The following is a 14,447-nucleotide window of genomic DNA, read 5'->3' on the forward strand; positions in this document are numbered from 1 at the left end:
GTCCCTACACATCAGAAACCGAGCGAGCAGCCACGTACCCCGATTGGCTACATCAGTACAATCATCACAGGACCCATACCGGCATCGGAGGAAAAACTCCCATCAGCCGCGTTCATAACCTCCGTGGGAATTACACCTAGGCCCTGGGCCTCCGGCTGCCCGCCGGCCGCCTAGACTTTAATCATGGCGGACCGGCTGACCCCTGAGCAGCGCAGCTGGAACATGTCCCGGATCAGGGGAAAGAACACCAAACCCGAGTTGCTGGTGCGCAGCCTCCTGCATGCCAAGGGCTACAGGTACCGGCTGCACGGCGTCTCCCGCGGCAGCAAACTGCCGGGAAATCCCGACCTCGTGTTCGCAGGCCGCAGAAAGGTCATCTTCATCAACGGCTGCTTCTGGCACTTCCACGACTGCAGGGTGGGCCAGCACGCCCCCAAGGCCAACGCCGAGTTCTGGGAAACGAAAAGAACCAAAACCAGAAACCGCGACGCCGACCAGCGCCGCCAGCTCGAAGGCGCCGGTTGGGAAGTCCTCACGGTATGGGAGTGCGAACTGAAGGACCGGACCGCCCTAGAGGAACAGCTGGAGCGGTTCCTCGCAGCCCGTTGAGCGCGGGGCTGCTGCGGCTTCAGCCCTGTTCGGGCGCCAGCCTGTAACCGACGCCGCGGACGGTCTGGAGCCAGCGGGGGTTTTGGGCAGAATCACCGAGTTTCTTGCGAAGATTACCCATGTGCACCTCGACGGCCCGCTCATCAGCCTCGCTGATGTAACTTCCGACGTCGTAGGGTTCGTCCCGCAGGCGGCGCACCAGATCCGCCTTGGTGCGGACCATGCGGTTCGCCTCCAGCAGCGCGTGCAGCAGGTCGAATTCGGTTCGGGTCAGGCTGAGTTCGTGGCCGTCCACGGCCACGGTACGGGACTCATAACTCAAATCAAGCCCATTGTGGCGGTAGCCTTTCGGATCGCCAGCCCCAACCAAAGGTGCGCCTGAGTCGTCGGCAAGGTCCGACGTCGACCGCGGCCGCCGCATCATGGCCGCAACGCGGGCACGCAGCTCCCTGGGCCGGAAGGGCTTCGTCAGGTAGTCATCGGCCCCGGACTCCAAGCCGATGAGGGTATCCAGCTCCTCCGCCCGGGCGGTCAGCATCACGATGTACGCGTCCGAGAATTGGCGGATCTGCCGGGCCACTTCAAAGCCGTCGATGTCCGGCAGGCCAAGGTCCAACGTGATGACTGCCGGATCTAGGTTCTTGGCCGCCAGAACGCCTTCTGCCCCGCTGGACGCAGCCGTGACCTCAAAGCCTGCCTGCGTCAGGACAACCCGCACCAGTTCTCGAATGTCGTGGTCGTCTTCAATGACCAACCCCACGCGTGTGTCACCCATCGCAGCCCCCTCAGCCCGCTACTTCCCGTCTGAAGTATAGCCCCCGCCCGTTATCCTGCTTCTATGCCTTTACCCGCCCAGCCCTTCCGGACCGGCACGAATGAGTAAGCAAACATGGAACGACACGTCGGGCCGGATGCTGCTCTTTAGGCGCCCTTTCCACGAATATTCCCTGCGGGGCCGCGTGGCGCTCAGCCAAATCCCGCTCTCCGTCACCGCCGGGTTCACTGCAGTCCTCGTTCTAGCCTTCTTTCCGGAGACTCTGACGAATCCGCTTTTCATCAGTTTCCTGGTGTCACAGGTCGTCATCCTGATTGCCTGCTATGCCATTCCCTGGGACCGCTTGCCGTACCCGAGCTTCCTGGTCATTCCCGTGCTGGACTTGGTGTCCATCACGCTCGGCAGGGAGGGCGGCCAGGACAGCCTGACCGGAATCAGCCTGATGGCGGTCTTTCCCGTGATCTGGGTATGCGCCTCTGGGGTGTTTCCCAAGACAGCTGTGGCCTTTTCCTTTTTCGGGCCCCTCGGCATCATTTGGCTCCCGCTCCTGATCAAGGGCGACGTGTCCGGACAGGATTTGACCCGCTCCCTCCTGCTTCCGGTCATGATGCTGGGCATCGGCGTTTCGGTGACCGTGATGACTCTGAGCATGGTCCGGCAGCAACGGGACCTGGAGGAAAAGGACGCCCAATTGCAGGGCGTGCTGGACGGCAGCAAGCGCCAGGAAAGGCTGCTGAATACAGTGCTCGACACGGTTCATCTGGGCGTGCTCGCTGTCGACGCCGGGGGGAACGACATCCTGATGAACCGGAAGCAACGGGCCCACCACCGGTTGGCATCTCCGGCGGACAACGCCGATCCCAATGAATCGCAGCTGCTGGTCTTCGCCCCGGACCGGACCACCCCGGTTCCCGTGGAGCAGCGCCCGGTCCGCCGTGCCGTGCTCGGCGAGGAGTTCACCGACTACCTCGTCTGGCTTGGCGCCGGCGATGAACAGCGTGCCATCACAACGAGTGCGAGGCCGATGACCGACCATGACGGGAACTTTGCAGGGTCCGTCATTGTGTTCAGCGACGTCACCGAGCTGGTCAATGCCCTGGCGGCCAAGGACGACTTTGTCTCCAACGTTTCACATGAATTCCGCACGCCCTTGACGTCGATTCTCGGGTACGTCGAGCTGTTGCTCGACGACGACGAGCTGACCGAGGATCAGCGCGGCCCCCTGGATATCATCCAGCGCAACTCGGAACGCCTGCTTACCCTCGTTTCAGACCTCCTGTCGAGCAGAAGCGGGCAGCTCATCATCAGCCCCCACGCAGTGGACGTAGCCGACCTGGTCCGCGCGAGCATCAGCTCGGCCCAGCCCCGGGCTACGGAATCCGGCATCCGCCTGCGGGCTGATGCCCCCGAGCGGTTGGAGGCGCACGTCGATTCCGCACGCATCTCACAGGTGCTCGACAACCTCGTCTCGAATGCCATCAAATACTCCCCCAACGGCGGCGAAGTCACAGTCTCCCTCCGTGCCGACAATAGGAACGTGGTCTGCAGCGTGAGCGACAAGGGCATGGGAATGAGCGAACAGGACCAGAAGGAGGCCTTCGCGAAGTTCTTCCGCTCCGAGGCCGTCCGTAATTCCGCTATCCCCGGCGTGGGGCTTGGGCTCTCCATCAGCAAGGCCATCGTGGAGGCCCACGGCGGTACCGTTTCCCTGCGCAGCGAAAAAGGGCAGGGCACCACGTTTACGTTTGCGGTTCCGGTCTGACGCTATGCCGGATCGCGGGCCGCGCTTCGCCGTGCCGGGCGCGTCAGGCCCGGTGGTGCTCAATGAGCCAGCCGGCGAGCTGGCGGGCGCGCCTTGCCGCCTCCACATCGCCTTCAGCAGCAGAAATGATGGACCCCTTCATCAGGATGTGCCATGACCTGGAGAAATCTTCGGTCCGTTCCAGTCCTGCCTCGTCCGCGAGTTGCTTCACGTGACCGCGGATCTTGGCCAGGTAGTCGATGCTGGCCCGGCCCAAGGGATGCGAGGAGCCCATCTCGAGAAGCACGTTGATGAAGGAGCAGGCTTCGAAATCCGTGCGGCGGAACCAATCGGCGAACACGTCGAAGATGGCCAACAGCTGCTCTTCGGGGGTGTCTGCCCGGCGTCGTGCCTCTCCGACGATCGCGTTGACGGTCCAGACGCGGTCGCGCTGTTCGAGGAAGGCGAGCACCACCTGGTCCTTGGAGGCGAAGTGGCGGTAGAAAGTGGCTTTCGCGACGCCCGAACGGCTGATGAGTTCGTTGATGCCGACGTCGCGCACACCGCGGCGGGCGAAGAGATCGTAGGCCGCATTAACGATCCGTTCCCGGATCCCTGCGGCCCACGCCGCGCCCGCAATCGGTTCAGCGCCCACCATCGGTTCAGCGCCGGGCAATTCGTTCGGGGTCGCGTCGGGCGCTTCGGCACCCGATTTGTGGCTCACTCCACCGGGCTGCACGTAGCGAGGGCCGCCGGGCAAGGCCTCAGTCTGCGGGCTGGACTGCAACCCGCCGGAAGGAAAAATCCCGGCGCTCGATGAAGCGGATCTGGATGAATCTTCCATTTGTTAACATCGTAACCCCAAAGGGAAGACAGACTTGTCTGTCTTGAGCTACAGTTTTCACAGACTGTTCAACTGGCTGGGGTGGAGGACCCAACCCGCACGTTGGCAGACTGGCGTTATCGGGCGCGAAGCACCATACTTCATTTGCTGCCTGAACCAGAGGATCCGGAGGGTGACATGTCGCAGAAGCTGATGCCGGCAGGACCGCGTGCCTCCGAACGGCTCGCCCTTTGGCCGGAATTCAACCAGCCTACGAAGGACCCGGAACTGGGACCGATGCGGCGGCAGGTCATGGCCATCATCTCCTCGATCCTGGACGATCCATGCCCGGAAGGCGCCGACATCCGGACCCGGTTGCGTGGTCTCCTTGCCCAACATGCCGGCTGCCCGGAGAAGGCCCTGCTCGAGCACCTGCGCTCAATGTACGGCGACCTGGAAGATCCCTCGGCAGGCGACGACAGGGAAACGGAAGCCGTCTAGAGAAGGCCTAGCGGCCGGTCCTCGCCTGGCGCACCACTTCCCCCCAGGACTGCCCGGCCAGATCAGCGACGGCGGCCAGGATCTCCGACGGGGGCCGCGAAAGGTCCAGCGGAAACTCCACGATGTCGATATCGGTGTTGAGGATCCGCCGCAGCTTCATTTCCCCTGCGCCGGCATAGATCAGCCAGGCCGTGGGCACCTGCAGGGCTGTGCAATAGGCCAGCATCTGGAAATGGTCGGCAGTCAGCGACGCCCCGCGGTCCGCGCGTGCCCGGTAGTTGGCGTCGTAGACCACCACTGGTCTTCCCCCGAGCAGGTGCACCGCGTCGGGCCGCACAGTCAGCCGGTCCGAGTCCCGGACAGCCTCGTTGAGCATGGCGTTGTACTGCAGCCTCATTTCACCGGGGAAGCCCTTCATGGCATGGCGCAGGGCTTTGCCCAAAAAGTCCTCGAAGACCCGGTCCATGTCCACGACGAAGGAGGCAGTCCGCTCCGGTCCCTCTCCTGCCTCGGCCGAGGCATTGCGCAGGATGACCTCGGAGAGCCGGAGCACGGCGTGATACCGGACATTCATCCGGCTGGCCTGCCACGGCGGCAGCGGGGCGCCGGACTGAAGCCGCGTGGCGGCGTCGAGCTTTCCCTCGAGCTGGCGCAGCCGGCTCAGCACCTCGGGACGGACGCCGGGAACGCGGGACATGCGCTCAAGTGCGGCCCGCAGGATCCGGTTCTCGGCGATGTCTTCGGTGAATTCGTCGTAGGACACTTCGAGCGGGACCAGCATCCCGGGCCGGCGCGAGATCTGGTCGGAGATGCGGATCCGGCCCTTGACCGTCCGGAGCGATTCGTCCACGGTGAGATAGCCCTGAAGCACGCCGCGCTGCAGGGCACGCTCGGCCAGCTGCACGAGGGACGCCGCCAGCGCACTCCACAGCTCGGTGTCCTCGGTGGCGGCAACCGGATCGTCGCGGAACCCCTGGTCACCTGCATAGCTCAGCAGGAACAGCAGCCGGTTCAGCCCCAGCCGGCCCTTCGGCCGGACGTCGAGCTGTACCAGTGGTGTCCGCACGGAGCCCACCCTGCCCACCGGCTCGATCCGGTACAGGCCCATCCCCATGGGCGACGCCTTCGCGAGCCCGCTGGAATTGACGAACGCAGCGCTGCCCGAATCCAGTTTCTCCACGACTCCGCCGGACAGTTCATCCAGCACGATGTGGCGAAAGCTCGGCGGGGCGCCAGTGCGCGGGGCTCCAACACCCTCGGTGCGCGGGCCGCCAGTGCGTGCGGGGCCGGCGGCCCTGCTAGCGAGCCGCAAGGCGTCCCATCAACTGATCCAGCCCGAAACGTTCCTCCAGCTGCGCCCGGGTCAGTTGCCCGTGATAGTGCTCCTCAAGCAGCGGCATGAGCTCGTACTTCCAGATCCGGCGCAGCCCGGCAGGACTTTGGGCGGCCTTCTTCATGAAGTAGGACGGACCGATCATGAGGTCGCGGTCCCACTCGTCGATGGAGTCGTTGAGCGCATCCAGCAGCAGCGCGGGCGTGGTGTCCAGCTGCCGCGCCTCCAGGAACCGCAGCAAGGACCCCTTCACCGGTTCGGTCTTCGGGTGCAGTTCGATGAAGGCGAAGCGGCGGCGGATTGCCGCATCCATCATGGCGATGGAGCGGTCCGCGGTGTTCATGGTGCCGATGATGTAGAGGTTGTCCGGCAGGGTGAACGGCTCGTTGGGGCTGTACTGCAGATAGATGCGGTCGTCGCGGTACTCCAGCAGGAAGTACAGCTCGCCGAACACCTTCGCGAGGTTGGCGCGGTTCATCTCATCGATGATCAGGAAGTACGGCTTCGACTCGTTGCCGGGCTTGGCGGCTTCCTCGGCGAGCCGGCGCAGCGGTCCCGCCACGAGTTTGAAGGACACCTGGCCCTCATCCGTCTTGTCCGGCCGGTAGCCCTCGAAGAAGTCCTCGTAGGCGTACGACGGGTGGAACTGCACCAGCTTCACCCGTTCGTCCGTGCTGTCCTGCGCGAGCTCGGCCGCGAGGTGCTTGGCGAGGTACGTTTTGCCGGTTCCGGGCGGGCCGTACAGCACCAGTTGCCGGTTTTCCTCCAGCAGCTCGGCGATCTCCTGCAGAGGTTCGAGGTCCATGTGCAGCGAGTCCGCGAACTCGCGCGTCAGCGGGCGGAACCCCTCCTGGACGGGAACGGCGACGGCGGCAGGTTCCGCACCGCCGTCGGGCTCTGCTTCCGCTTCAGCCGGCAAAAGCGCCTGCAGCGCCTGCACCACGCGCGTGACGTCGACGATAATCCCCGGAGTGGCGAGCTGGCGCTGCACGTGGCGCGGCAGTTCGGTCATGGCATGGGCGTCGTCAAACCAGCGGACCTTCCGGCGCATCCGGCGGTTGTCGCCGTTGTGGTCAGGCTCCCCCAGGACGACGCCGATCCGCACGGTCCCCGAGTTGTGGCAGAGGGCGAGGTCCCCCGGTTTCATGACGGTCAGGAAGGCGAAAACGGCCGTCTTGGTGTCCTCGCGCTCCACGTAGCCGAGGTGCTTGTAATCCTCGTCCACCGCGTGCTGCACCAGCCCGGCAGTCACGCCGGCGTCCAGCAAGCGGAGATGTTCGACGTCGAGCGTCACCTTCTCCTCCGCCTGCCAGGCGGCAAGCAGCTCGGCGTTGTCTTGGTGGGTGCGCAGCAGCCAGGCGCGGCGGCCCGGGTCCCCCACCTTGCGCCACTGGCTCACGAGGTGGCGGGAGTACCAGTCGATGCGCTGGCCGGCCTGCTCATCGAGGTGCAGGCGGATGCGCCGGATGTCGGCGGTGATTTCTTCGTCCGTGTCGCCCTTGGCCCCGCCCACCAGGGAGGCGAAGGCGTCGCGGATCTCCCGGCGTTCGACGTCGGCCACGACCGGTTCGAAGAAGCTGGGCCACGCGAGGTACTCGATGCTGCGCCGGATCGCGGACTGGTCGTCGGGGGTGCCCGCGGCGAGCAGGTGGAAGGCCAGCGGGTCCTTCAGCGCCTTGTTGATGGTGGCCGTGGATTGCTGGTCCACATGCTGCACGAACCTGCAGAGCCACTTGAGGTGGTCCCAGATGGTCCAGTTGAATTCGGCGGTGCGGTCCCGGATGACGCCATGGTCCGTCATGCCCTTGTACAGCGCCTCGGGAAGCTCAAGCTGCGGTTCAATCCACGACGCCGCCTCGGTCACGCGGGCGCGCTTGACCTTGAGCGACTTCACCTCATGAGCCAGCGGCAGCGACTGCAGGAAGAGCAGCTCCACGGCGAGCTGCTTCGCCTGGCGGGAAGCGTCCGCGAGGTTGTTCCGCAGATTGGTCATCATGGGGGCCTTGGCGTCCGCCACCCCTCGCTCGAGACGTTCCAGGAGCTCCGCCGCTGCATCTGAGGTCCAGGTCTGTGTGCGCCCGTCAAGAGCCGATGGCTTGCCCTGAAGCCCCGCACCTAACACGAACCAGGCCGCCTCTTCGATCTCCTTGGAGACTCCGAGGGCACGGTGCATGGCAGGCTTTGGGGCGGGGGTCATGCGTTCAAATTTACAGGCTTAAGCTGAACGCCAGCACCACGGCGCTTGAGAAACTACTTCCGGGTAGGCCGCGGCAGCCTCTTTCGGCCAAACGCAAAGTAACTGCCCGGACCGATGAAATTGACCAGCGTGGCCAGCCTCCAGAACTTCTTGGAGCCGCGGATTTGCTCTGCCGGACGGCGGGAAAGGTCCCGCTGGGCGGCCACGAGGAAAGCCAGCTGCCCGGCGCCCACGATCACGGTCCCAAAGCGAGCTGCCGGGGGCATGTCCTTCCAGGATTTCTTCTTCTTTTTCACAGCGGCTCCTTATGGGTGGCGACAGGCCGTCGGTCTGTCAGGGCTTGTGTTCAGTGAAGGGCTGCAGGCGCTCTTTCTGTTCCGGTGACAGCCGCAGCACCCGTCCGGTGGCTTCATCAACGAAGGCGAGATGACTTGAGGCTTTCACACAATCCTCGCGAGTTACGGGGTCCTGCACAAGGTAGTGAATGTCGAAACTGGCGCCCTTGATGGCCCCGATCCACACCTGGACCACTGCGGGGACGTTGCGGTATTCGAGAGTCTTCACGTACCGGATGCGGTGGTCGACGATGAGCGCCATGGTGCCTTCGGCGACTTCGTTGAAGAGCGGGACGTGCGGTTCCACTCCGGGCAGCCCGGCGCCGCGTGGCGGACCGAAAGCGGCAATGCGCGCTTCCTCCAGCATGCGGACAATCTGGACGTTGTTGATGTGGCCGTAGGCGTCCATGTCGCCCCAGCGCATCGGCACGAGCACCTCGATGCGCCGGGGGTCGCGGTGGCCTCCGGGGTTCGGCGGGGTCAGCTGTGCACCGCCGTCGAATCGTCCACGGATGTTTCCTCAACGTCCGCACCGGCGAACTGGGACATGTACAGCCGGTAGTAGGCGCCTTCGGCCGCGAGCAGGGCCTGGTGGTTGCCCTGCTCCACGATCTTGCCGTTCTCCATCACCAGGATGGTGTCGGCGTCGCGGATGGTGGAGAGCCGGTGGGCGATGACAAAGCTGGTTCGGTCGGTGCGCAACGCGGCCATGGCCTTCTGCACGAGGAGCTCGGTGCGGGTGTCCACGGAGCTCGTTGCCTCGTCGAGAATCAGCAGTGACGGGTTGGCCACGAATGCGCGGGCGATGGTGATGAGCTGTTTCTCGCCGGCACTGACGTTGTTGCCCTCCTCGTCGATGACGGTGTCGTAGCCGTCGGGAAGCGCCCGGACAAAGCGGTCCACGAACGTGGCCTTGGCCGCCGCCATGATCTGGTCCTCGGTGGCGTCCAGCTTGCCGTACTTGATGTTGTCGTAGATGGAGCCGCCGAACAGCCAGGCGTCCTGCAGCACCATGCCCACCTTGGAACGGAGCTCCGCCCGGCTGAGCTGCGTCACGTCCACCCCGTCCAGCGTGATGGAACCCGAGTTGAGCTCGTAGAAGCGCATCACGAGGTTCACCAGGGTGGTCTTGCCGGCCCCGGTGGGACCGACGATGGCCACCGTGTGGCCGGGCTCGGCCGTAAAGGACAGGTTCTCGATGAGCGGCTTGTCCTCCGTGTAGCTGAAGGTGACGTTGCGGAACTCCACGTGGCCGTCGGTCTTGGCCGGCAGGTGCTTCGTAGCGGTTTCGGCGTCCTGCTCGTCCGCGTCCAGGAACTCGAACACACGCTCGGCCGAGGCCACGCCGGACTGCAGCATGTTGGCCATGCCCGCCATCTGTCCCAGCGGCTGGGTGAACTCGCGCGAGTACTGGATGAACGCCGTCGCGTCACCCAGGCTCATGCTGCCCGACGCCACGCGGAGCCCGCCCACCACGGCGATGCCGACGTAGCTGAGGTAGGACACGAACTGCATGACCGGGAAGATGATGCCGGAGACGAACTGCGCGCCAAAGCTGGCCTTGTACAGGGCGTCATTGCGCTCCTCGAACCGCTCCAGCATGTCGGCGTCGCGGCCGAAGACGCGGACGAGGTCGTGACCGGAGAAGGACTCCTCGATCTGGCCGTTCAGCAGGCCGGTGTTCTTCCACTGCGCGGCGAACAACTTTTGGCTGCGGGCGCCGATCACGCCGGCCGCCACGCCGGACAGTGGAAGGGCAACCAGTGCGATCAGGGCCAGCTGCCACGAGACGATGAACATCATGATCACGATGCCCAGGACGGTCAGGACAGAGCTGATCAGCTGTGCGAACGCCTGCTGCAGAGCCTGCTGGACGTTGTCGACGTCGTTCGTCACGCGTGACAGGACGTCGCCGCGCTGGCGGGTATCGAAGTAGTTCAGCGGCAGCCGGTTGAGCTTCTTTTCGGTGTCGTCGCGGAGCTGGCGGATCACCTTCATGACGATCCGGTTCAAAATGTAGCCCTGCAGCCACAGGAAGATATTCGCCACGAAGTACATAAGCAGCACGACGGAGATCAGGACTGTCAGCTTCTGGAAGTCGATGCCGGTGCCGGGGATCAGTTCCATCCGGGCGATCATGTCCGCGAAGTTGTCCTGCCCCTGCTCCCGCAGGCCGTCGACGAACTGCTCCTTGCTGACTCCGGCCGGGAGCTGCTTGCCGACAACGCCGCCGAAGATGACGTCCATGGCCTGTCCGAGCACCTTCGGGGCAATGACGTTGAGGACCACGGACACGATGACCATGGCCACGACGATGTAAATCCCCACGGCCTCCGGCTTGAGCAGCCCCAGGAGCCTCTTGGCGGAGGGCCAAAAGTGCTCTGGTTTCTTGGCGGGCATCGCGCCGAACATGCCGCCGTCTGCCTCCGAGGGCTTGTACTCCTCCTCGATGAAGTCGTCGTCCTCCAGCTCTGTGACGTCCGCGGCCGCTAGGGGAAGGACGTTTTCCTCTTCGTTGCGCCCACGCAGGGCCTTCTTGTCGGCGCTCATGCCACTTCCTCCACGCTCAGCTGGGACTCAACGATTTCCTGGTAGGTGGGTGACGTCTCGAGCAGCTCATCGTGCGTGCCGCGGTCCACGATCCTGCCGTTGTCCAGCACCAGGATCTGGTCCGCCTCCGTAATGGTGGAAATCCGCTGCGCCACAATGATCACCGTGGCGTCCGCGGTGGTGCGCTTGAGGGCAGCCCGCAGCCGCGCATCGGTGGCGACGTCCAGGGCCGAGAACGAGTCGTCAAAGAGGTAGACCTTGGGCTTCGTCACCAAGGCCCGGGCAATGCAGAGGCGCTGGCGCTGGCCGCCGGAGACGTTGGTGCCGCCCTGGGCGATCCGGGATGCCAGCCCGTTTTTCTTCTCTTTCACGAAGCCGTCGCCCTGGGCCACGTGCAGCGCCTCCCACAGCTCCACATCGGTTGCCTCGGGTTTGCCGAAGCGCAGGTTGTGCTCGATGGTTCCGGAGAACAGGTACGGCCGCTGCGGCACGAGGGCCACGCGCCGGGTGATCTCGGCCCGGTCCAGCTTGCTCACGGACACGCCGTCAAGCAGCACTTCGCCGTCGGCAATGTCATACAGGCGGGGCAGCAGCGACAGGAGAGAGGTCTTTCCGGCGCCGGTGGAGCCAATGATCGCCACCGTCTCCCCCGGGCGGGCCGTGAAGCTGATGTTGCTCAGGACGGGGGCTTCTGCGCCGGGGTAGGCGAAGGTGACGTTGCGGTATTCCACCACGCCCTCCAGCGCCGCGGGCGTTTCCGGGTGCTCGGGGTCATGGATGGAGGGTTCGACGTCGAGCACCTCGCCGATGCGGTCAGCGCAGACGGACGCTCGCGGAATCATCATGGCCATGAACGTACCCATCATCACGGCCATGAGAATCTGGAGGAGGTACTGCAGGAACGCGGTCAGGGCGCCCACTTGCATGTCGCCGGAGTCCACGCGCTGGCCGCCGAACCACAGAACTGCGGCCGTGGAGAGGTGCAGGATCATGCCGATGGCCGGGAACATCAGGACGAAGAGTGCACCGATCTTCAGGGAAACGTCCGTCAGGTCCTTGTTGGCCTCGCCGAACCGCTCGGTTTCGTAAGGCTCCCGGACGAAGGCCCGGACCACTCGGATGCCGATGATCTGTTCGCGCAGCACCTCATTGATCCGGTCGATCTTCTTCTGCATCGAGCGGAACAGCGGCATCAGGCGCACCACAATGTAACCCACCACCACAATCAGGACCGGGACCGAGACCCAGACCAGCCAGGACAGGTTGATGTCCTCGCGCAGGGCCATGACGATGCCGCCAATGCACATGATGGGCGTTGAGACCATGAAGTTCAGGCCCATCAGGACCAGCATCTGCACCTGCTGGACGTCGTTGGTCCCGCGAGTGATCAGGGTGGGTGCGCCGAACGTGTTGACGTCCTTGGCTGAGAAGCTCGTGACTTTGCGGAAGACGCCGCGGCGCAGGTCGCGGCCCATCGCCATCGCCGTCTTGGACCCGAAGTAAACGCCGGCGATGGCCGTGCCCACCTGGAGGAAGGCCACCAGCAGCATCACGCCGCCGGTGCGCCAGATGAAGTCGGTATCGCCGCGGGATACACCTTCGTCGATGATCTGCGCATTGAGGCTCGGCAGGTAGAGGGCCGCGATGGTGGACGCCAGTTGAAAGGCGATGACGGCCAAAATATACGGCATATACGGCTTGGCATAGCGCCGAATGAGGGTGACAAGCATGCCCACGGGTCCTTAGGAAGAGAGCGCGAATTGGTTAGGAGAAGTAGTAGCAGCCGGGGCTGACATCATTAGCCTTCCAACTCTACGAAATCTGTTGCCCAAGCGAAACATCACCCGCGAAGATCATCCCTGGGGAGTACGCCGCCCACCCAGGGAAGCGCGAACGCGCGGCGTGGCGAGGTGAGTGGCGGCCTGCCGGTCACGTCCCCGCGGAGGTGAGTTCCGCCGTCGGGCTCTCCTGCCTTGATTCAAACCGCTGGTCTCCCGCCGCACTTCATGACCCGATCCGGCCGGAGCCTGCGCAGCCTCAGCGGACCGAGCTGCCGGCTGTACATCCACCGTGCGACGGAGCGGACGTTCCGTGATCAGGAGTACGGCAATCAGCGCCACCACGGCAATGCCGGCGGCGATCAGGAAGATCTCAGCAGTGGCGTCGCCATACGCGGCCCGCATGATGTCACGTACCGGCGCAGGCATGTCGGCCAGGTTGAGCGCCGCCCCCGAACCCCCGGCCCCGGAAATTCCGGCCGCGGCGAACCCCTGCGCCGCGAGTTCCTGGACCCGGTTGCCCAGGATGGCGCCGAGGACCGAGACCCCGATGGCACCGCCGACCGACCGGAAGAACGCCACGGATGCACTCGCGGTGCCGATATCCCGGGCGCTGACAGTGTTTTGAACTGCCAGGACGAGGTTCTGCATGAGCATGCCCAGCCCCAGTCCCAGGATGGCCGTGAAGACGCCCGCCTTCCAGAGATCCGTGGTGTGGTCCATGGTGCCGCCCAGGCCAAGGCCACCGATCAGCAGGACGGCACCGGCAACGAGGTAGCGCTTCCACTTTCCGGTGCGGCTGATGAGCAGCCCCGAAACCACCGAACCGATGAGGTTGCCGGCGATCATGGGCAAGGTCAGAAGCCCTGCCTCGGTGGGGGTGGCGCCACGGGCCACCTGGAAGTACTGGCCCAGGAAGGTCGAGGAGCCGAACATGGCCACGCCCACCGCTACGGACGCCCAGATCGCCAGGGCGGTGGTGCGTTCGGAGATGATCTTCAACGGGATGATCGGTTCGGCCACCCTGGACTCCACGACCACCAGAAGGGCCAGCAGCAGGATTCCGCCGCCCACCATCAGAGCCGACTGCCAGGACCACCAGTCGTAGTATTCAGGGTTCCCCGCAAACGATACCCAGATCAGCAGGAGGCTGACGCCGGAGGTGAGGAGGATGGAGCCCAGCCAGTCGATCTTGGCGGGGCGCCTGACGTGCTGGATTTTCAGGGTGACCTGCAGCAGGATCAGGGCCACGACGGCGAGCGGCACGCACACGAAGAACGTCCAGCGCCAGCCCAGTGGGCTGTCCACGATGAACCCGCCCAGCAGCGGCCCGCCGGCGGTGCCCACCGCCATGACGGCGCCCATGTAGCCGGAGTACTTTCCGCGGTCGCGCGGGGGAATCATGGACCCAATGATGGCCTGGGCAAGGGCCGTCAGGCCTCCCATGGCAACGCCCTGGATGACGCGGGCGGTGAGCAACAGCGGAATGGTGGCGGACAGACCCGCCATGACCGAGCCGGCCACGAAGACCACGATGCTGAGCTGGACCAGCAGTTTCTTGTTGTAAAGGTCCGCAAGCTTGCCCCAGATGGGTGTGGTGGCGGCGTTGGCCAGCAGTGCCGCGGTGATGACCCAGGCGAAATCTGTCTGTGTCCCCTTGAGATCGGACATGATGGTGGGCAGCGCGTTGGCCACGATGGTGCTGCTGAGGATGGCGGTGAAGAACGCGGCAAGGAGGCCGGTCAGGGCCTCCATGATCTGGCGGTGGGTCATCGCCAAGGGTGGCTGGGTGGCAGTGCTCGACA

Annotated in this window: 12 protein-coding genes and 1 pseudogene; 4 read left to right on the plus strand and 9 right to left on the minus strand. The window is 64.7% G+C overall.

Features of this window, described 5'->3' with window-relative positions; translation table 11 throughout:
* A pseudogene (locus tag JYA52_RS11715) lies at nt 1-140 on the plus strand (IS481 family transposase); the annotation flags it as partial.
* A gap of 43 nt (nt 141-183) precedes the next feature.
* Nucleotides 184-609, plus strand: coding sequence for a very short patch repair endonuclease (locus JYA52_RS11720; RefSeq protein ID WP_205653361.1), 426 nt, complete (start codon nt 184-186; stop codon nt 607-609).
* 19 nt (nt 610-628) lie between these two features.
* Here JYA52_RS11720 and JYA52_RS11725 read toward each other — a convergent pair whose 3' ends face one another.
* Nucleotides 629-1,384 carry a response regulator transcription factor gene (locus tag JYA52_RS11725; RefSeq protein ID WP_205653362.1) on the minus strand — a complete coding sequence of 252 codons (756 nt, stop codon included), beginning with the start codon at nt 1,382-1,384 and terminating at the stop codon, nt 629-631.
* A gap of 100 nt (nt 1,385-1,484) precedes the next feature.
* Here JYA52_RS11725 and JYA52_RS11730 point away from each other — a divergent pair, with 100 nt between their 5' ends.
* Entirely contained in the window at nt 1,485-3,146 is a 1,662-nt protein-coding gene (locus JYA52_RS11730) for a sensor histidine kinase (RefSeq protein WP_205653363.1), read from the plus strand.
* A gap of 43 nt (nt 3,147-3,189) precedes the next feature.
* On the opposite strand, the gene JYA52_RS11735 is transcribed toward JYA52_RS11730, so the two are convergent.
* Nucleotides 3,190-3,783, minus strand: a complete 594-nt coding sequence (locus tag JYA52_RS11735) for a TetR/AcrR family transcriptional regulator (protein WP_205653442.1) — start codon at nt 3,781-3,783, stop codon at nt 3,190-3,192.
* Between the two features lie 363 nt (nt 3,784-4,146).
* Between JYA52_RS11735 and JYA52_RS11740 the strand changes: the two genes are divergently transcribed.
* The gene (locus tag JYA52_RS11740) at nt 4,147-4,449 is read left to right on the plus strand and encodes a hypothetical protein (RefSeq protein WP_205653364.1); all 303 of its coding nucleotides are present in this window, start codon (nt 4,147-4,149) and stop codon (nt 4,447-4,449) included.
* Nucleotides 4,450-4,456: 7 nt separating this feature from the next.
* Here JYA52_RS11740 and JYA52_RS11745 read toward each other — a convergent pair whose 3' ends face one another.
* The 7 genes from JYA52_RS11745 to JYA52_RS11775 form a co-directional block, all read right to left on the minus strand.
* Complete coding sequence (locus JYA52_RS11745; RefSeq protein WP_205653443.1) at nt 4,457-5,653, minus strand: 5-methylcytosine restriction system specificity protein McrC; 1,197 nt, start codon at nt 5,651-5,653, stop codon at nt 4,457-4,459.
* Nucleotides 5,654-5,747: 94 nt separating this feature from the next.
* A complete protein-coding gene (locus JYA52_RS11750; RefSeq protein ID WP_205653365.1) occupies nt 5,748-7,979 on the minus strand; it encodes an McrB family protein in 2,232 nt (743 codons plus the stop codon).
* Between the two features lie 53 nt (nt 7,980-8,032).
* Complete coding sequence (locus JYA52_RS11755) at nt 8,033-8,275, minus strand: hypothetical protein (protein WP_372433811.1); 243 nt, start codon at nt 8,273-8,275, stop codon at nt 8,033-8,035.
* Between the two features lie 37 nt (nt 8,276-8,312).
* Nucleotides 8,313-8,738, minus strand: a complete 426-nt coding sequence (locus JYA52_RS11760) for an acyl-CoA thioesterase (protein WP_205653445.1) — start codon at nt 8,736-8,738, stop codon at nt 8,313-8,315.
* Nucleotides 8,739-8,794: 56 nt separating this feature from the next.
* A complete protein-coding gene (locus JYA52_RS11765; RefSeq protein WP_372433824.1) occupies nt 8,795-10,726 on the minus strand; it encodes an ABC transporter ATP-binding protein in 1,932 nt (643 codons plus the stop codon).
* Between the two features lie 134 nt (nt 10,727-10,860).
* Nucleotides 10,861-12,594: an ABC transporter ATP-binding protein gene (locus JYA52_RS11770; RefSeq protein WP_205653367.1), complete on the minus strand. Its 1,734-nt coding sequence runs from the start codon at nt 12,592-12,594 to the stop codon at nt 10,861-10,863.
* 123 nt (nt 12,595-12,717) lie between these two features.
* Nucleotides 12,718-14,415 carry an MFS transporter gene (locus JYA52_RS11775; RefSeq protein ID WP_240460254.1) on the minus strand — a complete coding sequence of 566 codons (1,698 nt, stop codon included), beginning with the start codon at nt 14,413-14,415 and terminating at the stop codon, nt 12,718-12,720.
* Between the last annotated feature and the right edge of the window lie 32 nt (nt 14,416-14,447).

Source organism: Arthrobacter pascens, from assembly GCF_017052465.1.
Lineage (GTDB): Bacteria > Actinomycetota > Actinomycetes > Actinomycetales > Micrococcaceae > Arthrobacter > Arthrobacter pascens.

Bases quoted from the DNA above. Each gene is read 5' to 3' on its own strand.
- JYA52_RS11720 (WP_205653361.1), top strand. From the start codon at position 184: ATGGCGGACCGGCTGACCCCTGAGCAGCGCAGCTGGAACATGTCCCGG.
- JYA52_RS11725 (WP_205653362.1), bottom strand. From the start codon at position 1,384: ATGGGTGACACACGCGTGGGGTTGGTCATTGAAGACGACCACGACATT.
- JYA52_RS11730 (WP_205653363.1), top strand. From the start codon at position 1,485: ATGAGTAAGCAAACATGGAACGACACGTCGGGCCGGATGCTGCTCTTT.
- JYA52_RS11735 (WP_205653442.1), bottom strand. From the start codon at position 3,783: ATGGTGGGCGCTGAACCGATTGCGGGCGCGGCGTGGGCCGCAGGGATC.
- JYA52_RS11740 (WP_205653364.1), top strand. From the start codon at position 4,147: ATGTCGCAGAAGCTGATGCCGGCAGGACCGCGTGCCTCCGAACGGCTC.
- JYA52_RS11750 (WP_205653365.1), bottom strand. From the start codon at position 7,979: ATGACCCCCGCCCCAAAGCCTGCCATGCACCGTGCCCTCGGAGTCTCC.
- JYA52_RS11760 (WP_205653445.1), bottom strand. From the start codon at position 8,738: ATGCGCTGGGGCGACATGGACGCCTACGGCCACATCAACAACGTCCAG.
- JYA52_RS11765 (WP_372433824.1), bottom strand. From the start codon at position 10,726: ATGTTCGGCGCGATGCCCGCCAAGAAACCAGAGCACTTTTGGCCCTCC.
- JYA52_RS11770 (WP_205653367.1), bottom strand. From the start codon at position 12,594: ATGCTTGTCACCCTCATTCGGCGCTATGCCAAGCCGTATATGCCGTAT.
- JYA52_RS11775 (WP_240460254.1), bottom strand. From the start codon at position 14,415: ATGACCCACCGCCAGATCATGGAGGCCCTGACCGGCCTCCTTGCCGCG.